Source organism: Paenibacillus dakarensis (genome assembly GCF_001373415.1).
GTDB classification, from domain to species: domain Bacteria; phylum Bacillota; class Bacilli; order Paenibacillales; family Paenibacillaceae; genus Paenibacillus_AQ; species Paenibacillus_AQ dakarensis.
The window spans coordinates 1-5,406 of the sequence record NZ_CDSE01000075.1 but is presented as its reverse complement, the minus strand read 5'-3'; the positions used below and the strand labels follow the sequence as shown (position 1 = coordinate 5,406).

At 44.7% G+C, this 5,406-nt stretch carries 8 protein-coding genes; all 8 read right to left on the bottom strand.

The genetic code is table 11. The features are described from left to right. The coding region (locus BN1234_RS23235; RefSeq protein ID WP_002259084.1) for a major capsid protein at nucleotides 1-1,272 on the bottom strand (1,272 nt) is incomplete at its 3' end. Between the two features lie 36 nt (nucleotides 1,273-1,308). Then, the gene (locus BN1234_RS23230) at nucleotides 1,309-1,425 is read right to left on the bottom strand and encodes a phage DNA packaging protein J (protein WP_000033471.1); all 117 of its coding nucleotides are present in this window, start codon (nucleotides 1,423-1,425) and stop codon (nucleotides 1,309-1,311) included. Beyond that, nucleotides 1,425-1,883 carry a scaffolding protein D gene (locus BN1234_RS23225; protein ID WP_000084700.1) on the bottom strand — a complete coding sequence of 153 codons (459 nt, stop codon included), beginning with the start codon at nucleotides 1,881-1,883 and terminating at the stop codon, nucleotides 1,425-1,427. Before BN1234_RS23225 ends, BN1234_RS23230 begins: the two co-directional genes overlap by 1 nt. Next, nucleotides 1,880-2,119, bottom strand: a complete 240-nt coding sequence (locus BN1234_RS23220; RefSeq protein ID WP_016670801.1) for a phage DNA packaging protein C — start codon at nucleotides 2,117-2,119, stop codon at nucleotides 1,880-1,882. Before BN1234_RS23220 ends, BN1234_RS23225 begins: the two co-directional genes overlap by 4 nt. Further along, a complete protein-coding gene (locus BN1234_RS23215) occupies nucleotides 2,052-2,204 on the bottom strand; it encodes a hypothetical protein (RefSeq protein ID WP_435988044.1) in 153 nt (50 codons plus the stop codon). The genes BN1234_RS23220 and BN1234_RS23215 overlap by 68 nt, the downstream gene beginning before the upstream one ends. Continuing rightward, nucleotides 2,137-3,678 carry a replication endonuclease gene (locus tag BN1234_RS23210; RefSeq protein ID WP_000252566.1) on the bottom strand — a complete coding sequence of 514 codons (1,542 nt, stop codon included), beginning with the start codon at nucleotides 3,676-3,678 and terminating at the stop codon, nucleotides 2,137-2,139. The genes BN1234_RS23215 and BN1234_RS23210 overlap by 68 nt, the downstream gene beginning before the upstream one ends. 63 nt (nucleotides 3,679-3,741) lie before the next feature. After that, nucleotides 3,742-4,728, bottom strand: coding sequence for a Minor spike protein (locus BN1234_RS23205; protein WP_000466547.1), 987 nt, complete (start codon nucleotides 4,726-4,728; stop codon nucleotides 3,742-3,744). 8 nt (nucleotides 4,729-4,736) lie between these two features. Continuing rightward, nucleotides 4,737-5,264, bottom strand: coding sequence for a hypothetical protein (locus BN1234_RS23200; protein WP_000487867.1), 528 nt, complete (start codon nucleotides 5,262-5,264; stop codon nucleotides 4,737-4,739). Nucleotides 5,265-5,406 lie beyond the last annotated feature (142 nt).

The window sequence follows — 5,406 nt, the reverse complement described above, 5'->3', positions numbered from 1 at the left end:
GATTGAATCGCGAGTGGTCGGCAGATTGCGATAAACGGTCACATTAAATTTAACCTGACTATTCCACTGCAACAACTGAACGGACTGGAAACACTGGTCATAATCATGGTGGCGAATAAGTACGCGTTCTTGCAAATCACCAGAAGGCGGTTCCTGAATGAATGGGAAGCCTTCAAGAAGGTGATAAGCAGGAGAAACATACGAAGGCGCATAACGATACCACTGACCCTCAGCAATCTTAAACTTCTTAGACGAATCACCAGAACGGAAAACATCCTTCATAGAAATTTCACGCGGCGGCAAGTTGCCATACAAAACAGGGTCGCCAGCAATATCGGTATAAGTCAAAGCACCTTTAGCGTTAAGGTACTGAATCTCTTTAGTCGCAGTAGGCGGAAAACGAACAAGCGCAAGAGTAAACATAGTGCCATGCTCAGGAACAAAGAAACGCGGCACAGAATGTTTATAGGTCTGTTGAACACGACCAGAAAACTGGCCTAACGACGTTTGGTCAGTTCCATCAACATCATAGCCAGATGCCCAGAGATTAGAGCGCATGACAAGTAAAGGACGGTTGTCAGCGTCATAAGAGGTTTTACCTCCAAATGAAGAAATAACATCATGGTAACGCTGCATGAAGTAATCACGTTCTTGGTCAGTATGCAAATTAGCATAAGCAGCTTGCAGACCCATAATGTCAATAGATGTGGTAGAAGTCGTCATTTGGCGAGAAAGCTCAGTCTCAGGAGGAAGCGGAGCAGTCCAAATGTTTTTGAGATGGCAGCAACGGAAACCATAACGAGCATCATCTTGATTAAGCTCATTAGGGTTAGCCTCGGTACGGTCAGGCATCCACGGCGCTTTAAAATAGTTGTTATAGATATTCAAATAACCCTGAAACAAATGCTTAGGGATTTTATTGGTATCAGGGTTAATCGTGCCAAGAAAAGCGGCATGGTCAATATAACCAGTAGTGTTAACAGTCGGGAGAGGAGTGGCATTAACACCATCCTTCATGAACTTAATCCACTGTTCACCATAAACGTGACGATGAGGGACATAAAAAGTAAAAATGTCTACAGTAGAGTCAATAGCAAGGCCACGACGCAATGGAGAAAGACGGAGAGCGCCAACGGCGTCCATCTCGAAGGAGTCGCCAGCGATAACCGGAGTAGTTGAAATGGTAATAAGACGACCAATCTGACCAGCAAGGAAGCCAAGATGGGAAAGGTCATGCGGCATACGCTCGGCGCCAGTTTGAATATTAGACATAATTTATCCTCAAGTAAGGGGCCGAAGCCCCTGCAATTAAAATTGTTGACCACCTACATACCAAAGACGAGCGCCTTTACGCTTGCCTTTAGTACCTCGCAACGGCTGCGGACGACCAGGGCGAGCGCCAGAACGTTTTTTACCTTTAGACATTACATCACTCCTTCTGCACGTAATTTTTGACGCACGTTTTCTTCTGCGTCAGTAAGAACGTCAGTGTTTCCTGCGCGTACACGCAAGGTAAACGCGAACAATTCAGCGGCTTTAACCGGACGCTCGACGCCATTAATAATGTTTTCCGTAAATTCAGCGCCTTCCATGATGAGACAGGCCGTTTGAATGTTGACGGGATGAACATAATAAGCAATGACGGCAGCAATAAACTCAACAGGAGCAGGAAAGCGAGGGTATCCTACAAAGTCCAGCGTACCATAAACGCAAGCCTCAACGCAGCGACGAGCACGAGAGCGGTCAGTAGCAATCCAAACTTTGTTACTCGTCAGAAAATCGAAATCATCTTCGGTTAAATCCAAAACGGCAGAAGCCTGAATGAGCTTAATAGAGGCCAAAGCGGTCTGGAAACGTACGGATTGTTCAGTAACTTGACTCATGATTTCTTACCTATTAGTGGTTGAACAGCATCGGACTCAGATAGTAATCCACGCTCTTTTAAAATGTCAACAAGAGAATCTCTACCATGAACAAAATGTGACTCATATCTAAACCAGTCCTTGACGAACGTGCCAAGCATATTAAGCCACTTCTCCTCATCCAACGCGTCAGTTTTTGACAGAATCGTTAGTTGATGGCGAAAGGTCGCAAAGTAAGAGCTTCTCGAGCTGCGCAAGGATAGGTCGAATTTTCTCATTTTCCGCCAGCAGTCCACTTCGATTTAATTCGTAAACAAGCAGTAGTAATTCCTGCTTTATCAAGATAATTTTTCGACTCATCAGAAATATCCGAAAGTGTTAACTTCTGCGTCATGGAAGCGATAAAACTCTGCAGGTTGGATACGCCAATCATTTTTATCGAAGCGCGCATAAATTTGAGCAGATTTGTCGTCACAGGTTGCGCCGCCAAAACGTCGGCTACAGTAACTTTTCCCAGCCTCAATCTCATCTCTCTTTTTGCGTTCTGCTTCAATATCTGGTTGAACGGCGTCGCGTCGTAACCCAGCTTGGTAAGTTGGATTAAGCACTCCGTGGACAGATTTGTCATTGTGAGCATTTTCATCCCGAAGTTGCGGCTCATTCTGATTCTGAACAGCTTCTTGGGAAGTAGCGACAGCTTGGTTTTTAGTGAGTTGTTCCATTCTTTAGCTCCTAGACCTTTAGCAGCAAGGTCCATATCTGACTTTTTGTTAACGTATTTAGCCACATAGAAACCAACAGCCATATAACTGGTAGCTTTAAGCGGCTCACCTTTAGCATCAACAGGCCACAACCAACCAGAACGTGAAAAAGCGTCCTGCGTGTAGCGAACTGCGATGGGCATACTGTAACCATAAGGCCACGTATTTTGCAAGCTATTTAACTGGCGGCGATTGCGTACCCGACGACCAAAATTAGGGTCAACGCTACCTGTAGGAAGTGTCCGCATAAAGTGCACCGCATGGAAATGAAGACGGCCATTAGCTGTACCATACTCAGGCACACAAAAATACTGATAGCAGTCGGCGTGTGAATCATTAGCCTTGCGACCCTCGGCAGCAAGAACCATACGACCAATATCACGAAAATAGTCACGCAAAGCATTGGGATTATCATAAAACGCCTCTAATCGGTCGTCAGCCAACGTGAGAGTGTCAAAAACGATAAACCAACCATCAGCATGAGCCTGTCGCATTGCATTCATCAAACGCTGAATAGCAAAGCCTCTACGCGATTTCATAGTGGAGGCCTCCAGCAATCTTGAACACTCATCCTTAATACCTTTCTTTTTGGGGTAATTATACTCATCGCGAATATCCTTAAGAGGGCGTTCAGCAGCCAGCTTGCGGCAAAACTGCGTAACCGTCTTCTCGTTCTCTAAAAACCATTTTTCGTCCCCTTCGGGGCGGTGGTCTATAGTGTTATTAATATCAAGTTGGGGGAGCACATTGTAGCATTGTGCCAATTCATCCATTAACTTCTCAGTAACAGATACAAACTCATCACGAACGTCAGAAGCAGCCTTATGGCCGTCAACATACATATCACCATTATCGAACTCAACGCCCTGCATACGAAAAGACAGAATCTCTTCCAAGAGCTTGATGCGGTTATCCATCTGCTTATGGAAGCCAAGCATTGGGGATTGAGAAAGAGTAGAAATGCCACAAGCCTCAATAGCAGGTTTAAGAGCCTCGATACGCTCAAAGTCAAAATAATCAGCGTGACATTCAGAAGGGTAATAAGAACGAACCATAAAAAAGCCTCCAAGATTTGGAGGCATGAAAACATACAATTGGGAGGGTGTCAATCCTGACGGTTATTTCCTAGACAAATTAGAGCCAATACCATCAGCTTTACCGTCTTTCCAGAAATTGTTCCAAGTATCGGCAACAGCTTTATCAATACCATGAAAAATATCAACCACACCAGAAGCAGCATCAGTGACGACATTAGAAATATCCTTTGCAGTAGCGCCAATATGAGAAGAGCCATACCGCTGATTCTGCGTTTGCTGATGAACTAAGTCAACCTCAGCACTAACCTTGCGAGTCATTTCTTTGATTTGGTCATTGGTAAAATACTGACCAGCCGTTTGAGCTTGAGTAAGCATTTGGCGCATAATCTCGGAAACCTGCTGTTGCTTGGAAAGATTGGTGTTTTCCATAATAGACGCAACGCGAGCAGTAGACTCCTTCTGTTGATAAGCAAGCATCTCATTTTGTGCATATACCTGGTCTTTCGTATTCTGGCGTGAAGTCGCCGACTGAATGCCAGCAATCTCTTTTTGAGTCTCATTTTGCATCTCGGCAATCTCTTTCTGATTGTCCAGTTGCATTTTAGTAAGCTCTTTTTGATTCTCAAATCCGGCGTCAACCATACCAGCAGAGGAAGCATCAGCACCAGCACGCTCCCAAGCATTAAGCTCAGGAAATGCAGCAGCAAGATAATCACGAGTATCCTTTCCTTTATCAGCGGCAGACTTGCCACCAAGTCCAACCAAATCAAGCAACTTATCAGAAACGGCAGAAGTGCCAGCCTGCAACGTACCTTCAAGAAGTCCTTTACCAGCTTTAGCCATAGCACCAGAAACAAAACTAGGGACGGCCTCATCAGGGTTAGGAACATTAGAGCCTTGAATGGCAGATTTAATACCAGCATCACCCATGCCTACAGTATTGTTATCGGTAGCAAGCACATCACCTTGAATGCCACCGGAGGCGGCTTTTTGACCGCCTCCAAACAATTTAGACATGGCGCCACCAGCAAGAGCAGAAGCAATACCGCCAGCAATAGCACCAAACATAAATCACCTCACTTAAGTGGCTGGAGACAAATAATCTCTTTAATAACCTGATTCAGCGAAACCAATCCGCGGCATTTAGTAGCGGTAAAGTTAGACCAAACCATGAAACCAACATAAACATTATTGCCCGGCGTACGGGGAAGGACGTCAATAGTCACACAGTCCTTGACGGTATAATAACCACCATCATGGCGACCATCCAAAGGATAAACATCATAGGCAGTCGGGAGGGTAGTCGGAACCGAAGAAGACTCAAAGCGAACCAAACAGGCAAAAAATTTAGGGTCGGCATCAAAAGCAATATCAGCACCAACAGAAACAACCTGATTAGCGGCGTTGACAGATGTATCCATCTGAATGCAATGAAGAAAACCACCATTACCAGCATTAACCGTCAAACTATCAAAATATAACGTTGACGATGTAGCTTTAGGTGTCTGTAAAACAGGTGCCGAAGAAGCTGGAGTAACAGAAGTGAGAACCAGCTTATCAGAAAAAAAGTTTGAATTATGGCGAGAAATAAAAGTCTGAAACATGATTAAACTCCTAAGCAGAAAACCTACCGCGCTTCGCTTGGTCAACCCCTCAGCGGCAAAAATTAAAATTTTTACCGCTTCGGCGTTATAACCTCACACTCAATCTTTTATCACGAAGTCATGATTGAATCGCGAGTGGTCG

What these genes read in the sequence shown, in the direction of transcription:
- BN1234_RS23225 (WP_000084700.1), bottom strand. Translation starts at nt 1,883, where the DNA reads ATGAGTCAAGTTACTGAACAATCCGTACGTTTCCAGACCGCTTTGGCC.
- BN1234_RS23230 (WP_000033471.1), bottom strand. Translation starts at nt 1,425, where the DNA reads ATGTCTAAAGGTAAAAAACGTTCTGGCGCTCGCCCTGGTCGTCCGCAG.
- BN1234_RS23200 (WP_000487867.1), bottom strand. Translation starts at nt 5,264, where the DNA reads ATGTTTCAGACTTTTATTTCTCGCCATAATTCAAACTTTTTTTCTGAT.
- BN1234_RS23205 (WP_000466547.1), bottom strand. Translation starts at nt 4,728, where the DNA reads ATGTTTGGTGCTATTGCTGGCGGTATTGCTTCTGCTCTTGCTGGTGGC.
- BN1234_RS23210 (WP_000252566.1), bottom strand. Translation starts at nt 3,678, where the DNA reads ATGGTTCGTTCTTATTACCCTTCTGAATGTCACGCTGATTATTTTGAC.